This window comes from Bradyrhizobium sp. SUTN9-2, assembly GCF_003122645.1.
Lineage (GTDB): Bacteria > Pseudomonadota > Alphaproteobacteria > Rhizobiales > Xanthobacteraceae > Bradyrhizobium > Bradyrhizobium yuanmingense.
The window spans coordinates 6,531,098-6,534,498 of sequence record NZ_LAXE01000001.1; the positions used below are offsets into that span (position 1 = coordinate 6,531,098).

At 64.5% G+C, this 3,401-nt stretch carries 3 protein-coding genes; 1 reads left to right on the forward strand and 2 read right to left on the reverse strand.

Annotated features, from left to right (window positions below):
- Window positions 1-135: 135 nt before the first annotated feature.
- Together XF30_RS30250 and asd are read right to left on the reverse strand one after the other, a co-directional pair.
- Window positions 136-717, reverse strand: a complete 582-nt coding sequence (locus tag XF30_RS30250; protein ID WP_109144690.1) for an NUDIX hydrolase — start codon at window positions 715-717, stop codon at window positions 136-138.
- Between the two features lie 68 nt (window positions 718-785).
- Complete coding sequence (gene asd, locus XF30_RS30255; RefSeq protein WP_036003438.1) at window positions 786-1,649, reverse strand: archaetidylserine decarboxylase; 864 nt, start codon at window positions 1,647-1,649, stop codon at window positions 786-788.
- 35 nt (window positions 1,650-1,684) lie between these two features.
- Between asd and XF30_RS30260 the strand changes: the two genes are divergently transcribed.
- Window positions 1,685-3,349 carry an aminotransferase class III-fold pyridoxal phosphate-dependent enzyme gene (locus tag XF30_RS30260; RefSeq protein ID WP_109144691.1) on the forward strand — a complete coding sequence of 555 codons (1,665 nt, stop codon included), beginning with the start codon at window positions 1,685-1,687 and terminating at the stop codon, window positions 3,347-3,349.
- The last annotated feature ends 52 nt before the right edge of the window (window positions 3,350-3,401 follow it).

A 3,401-nucleotide genomic window follows, 5' to 3' on the forward strand; every position in this document is an offset into this window, starting at 1 on the left:
TTCTATCCACTCGCCGGACCCGCTCGTGAGGATAGAGACCCCTCACCCGTCTCGCCGCTATTGCGGCGAGCCACCCTCTCCCACAAGGGGAGAGGGTGCACCTTCAATGCCGCACTGAAATTGCGCGTAAGTAACTCACGCTTCGCCGCGCAGCCAAGCTTTCACCTTCCGCAACAGGCCGTGCCGCAATTCATCGACGGATGCTGCTTCCGCTTGTGTCAGCGTCTGCAAAGATGCATGGATGTCGTCTTTCGCCAACGGCGACACCGGCTCGGAAACCTGCTCCGGGGCGAACAGAGGCGCCAGCCCTGCCGCCGCGAGCGCGATCGGTCCGATCTGAGTCAGGAAGACGCGTTCGTATTCGCGCGACAGACGGGCGATCGCGTCGTCCAGCGCCAGCCAGTCGACCGCCTTGATGTCGTTCATCAGCTTGCGGACCGGTACGCCGTCGGCCTCCATCCGCCAGTAATGCACGACCTTGGAGCGCCCGCCGGACTGATAGACCAGCGTACCCAGAAATTCGTGCACGGCCACGTCGTGGCCGGTCTCCTCCAACACCTCGCGGTGCGCGGCTTCCCTCGGCGTCTCGCCGTCGTCGAGCTTGCCCTTGGGCAGGACCCATTCGTTGCGCTTGCGCTGGCGCACGACTGCAACCAGCGGCACCGGCGCGCGCCGCAACACAATACCACCCGCCGCCATGACCGGCGCCCGCGCCATCGTCACATCCGTATCGATCGAATCGTCCCCGCCCGACGATATAGGCGGCGGGGGCGGCGGATTGAAGGCTACTTTCTCCTGAGCAGCGCTTGACCGGCGCGAATGCGCGTGCCCTCGGCAATGCCGTCGCAGAACGAGAAATCGCCGGGCGCGAGGATGATGATGGTCGAGCCGTGCTCGAACCAGCCGAGCTCCTCGCCTTTGCTCACGTTGACGTCGCAGGGAAAATTGACCGGGCCGCGCGTCTGCGCGTTCAGCACCATGTCGAGGAAGTGCAGGCGGATGCTCGCGACCAGAATCGCCGCCACCGGCACCAGCGTCACGGCTTCGCCGGTCGACAAATGCGTGCGGATCACCGCGCGCTCGTTCTTGCAGAACAGACGCTCGACGCGCTTGAGCGCGATCGGGTTGACGTTCCAGACGTCACCGTGGATCAGCGTGACCCGCTCGATGTGCGCGTCATAAGGCGCATGGAAGCGGTGATACATGCTCGACGTCAGCCGCAGCGTAACGAAAGAGCCGTTGCGGTGCTGCTCGACCAGCGCGGAATCGCCGACGAGATCGAGCAGCGAATAGGGCGCGCCCTTGACCTGGAACAGCTCGGTGTCCGCGATTTTCCCGTGAGCGCCGACGATGCCGTCCGAGGGGCTCGCCACCACTGCAGGATCAGGATCGAACGGCCGCAGGCCCGGCTTCAGCTCCCGGGTGAAGCAGTCGTGCAGACTGCTGAACTGCGTCTTGCGCGCCTCCGACAGATCGAGGTCGGAGAACAGCTTCCACAGCGCGATCGAGAAGTCCCGCACCAGGGGATTCTCGATCTTGGAGAACCAGCCCATGAAGCGGGTCAGCGCCGCGCGGGGGATGCGGTTGGTCAACAGGAAGTTGAGATCTTCCTGCTGGGTGAAAGAGGCGATGAGGGCTTTGACTGTCATGAATCTGTCAGCTCGCAGGTTTAGCGCTTGTTGTCATGGAAACGACACTCCCGATTCTCTCGATGTCCGTGGCCGCCGCAGCGTCCGCTGCCGCCGTCCTCCCGAAGATCAAGGCGCGGGTCGAACTGTCCCGCGCCAAGCACCGTTCGCTCGCCGGGCACTCCAAGATGTCGCGCCGGGTGGCGCGGCTGCTGCCGTTCTACGAGTTCGAGGGTGATCAATACTTCGCCTGCGACGGCGCGCCGGCGAACATCGCAGCGCAACGCAAGGACGCCTTTTTCCGTCTCGCCAGGCTTTACGCCGAGCGCTACCCCCGGGGTCGCGCGATGACGAAGGAAGCGGCGGAGACGATCTCCGACCTGAACTTCACCGAAAGCTACCGCGTGCCGTTCCAGTTCTCGCGTCTCGTCCGCGAGCATCTGGGCACGTCGACCTTCATGGAATCCTCGCGCGGCGTCACCGTCACCGACGTCGACGGCAACACCGCTTACGACCTCACGGGCTCCTACGGCGTCAACATCTTCGGCAACGACTTCTACAAGGAGTGCATCGAGGGCGCCGAGAAGCGAGCACATGCTCTCGGCCCCGTGCTCGGCCCCTACCATCCCGTCATCCTCGAGAATGTGCAGCGGCTCTGCCAAATCTCCGGCCTCGACGAAGTCTCGTTCCACATGTCCGGCACCGAAGCCGTGATGCAGGCGGTGCGGCTGGCGCGCTACCACACCAAGCGCACGCATCTGGTTCGTTTCGCCGGCGCCTATCACGGCTGGTGGGGCGACGTGCAGCCGGGCGTCGGCAATCCCATTCCTGCGCATGAGACCTACACCCTCGCCGAAATGTCGGAGAAGACGCTGCATGTCCTGCGCACGCGCAAGGACATCGCCTGCGTGCTGGTCAACCCGCTGCAGGGGCTGCATCCCAACGCCAACGCGCCCGGCGATTCCTCGCTGGTCGATTCCTCGCGCGGCGGCAACTTCGATCGCGCGGCTTACACCGAATGGCTGAAGAAGTTGCGCGAGGTCTGCGACCAGCGCGGCATCGTCCTGATCTTCGACGAGGTCTTCGTCGGCTTCCGCCTCGCTGCCGGCGGTGCCCAGGAGTATTTCGGCGTGCGCGCCGACATGGTGACCTACGGCAAGAGCCTCGCCGGCGGCCTGCCGGTCGGCGTGGTCTGCGGCAAGCGCGAATTGATGCGCCGCTTCCGCGACGACCGCCCCGCCGACATCTGCTTCGCCCGCGGCACCTTCAACTCGCACCCCTACGTCATGACGGCGATGGACGAGTTCTTGAGCCGCCTCGCCAGCCCGAACTTCCGCGCCGTTTATGATGGGCTGGAGGAGACCTGGAACGGGCGCGTGAAGAAGCTCAACCAGATGATGCAGGATGCCGACCTGCCGGTGCGCTTCGCCAACTTCTCCTCGATCTGGACGGTGAAATACACCACGCCGTCCCGCTACAATTGGATGCTGCAATATTACCTGCGCGCCGAAGGCCTGGCGTTGAGCTGGGTCGGCACCGGACGGCTGATCTTCAGCCTCAACTACACCGACGCCGACTTCACCGAAGTCGCCGACCGCTTCGTCCGCGCCGCGCAGAAGATGAAGGCCGACGGCTTCTGGTGGCACGATGGCGTGCTCACCAACAAGCAGATCAAGCGCCAGATCCTGAAAGAGATGCTGGCCAAGCGCTTCGGGCGCTGAGGCTTTCTGACACTTGGCCCCGATCACCGCTCGCCCTTCTCCCTCGCCCCGC

What these genes read in the sequence shown, in the direction of transcription:
- XF30_RS30250 (WP_109144690.1), bottom strand. Translation starts at nt 717, where the DNA reads ATGGCGCGGGCGCCGGTCATGGCGGCGGGTGGTATTGTGTTGCGGCGC.
- XF30_RS30260 (WP_109144691.1), top strand. Translation starts at nt 1,685, where the DNA reads ATGGAAACGACACTCCCGATTCTCTCGATGTCCGTGGCCGCCGCAGCG.
- asd (WP_036003438.1), bottom strand. Translation starts at nt 1,649, where the DNA reads ATGACAGTCAAAGCCCTCATCGCCTCTTTCACCCAGCAGGAAGATCTC.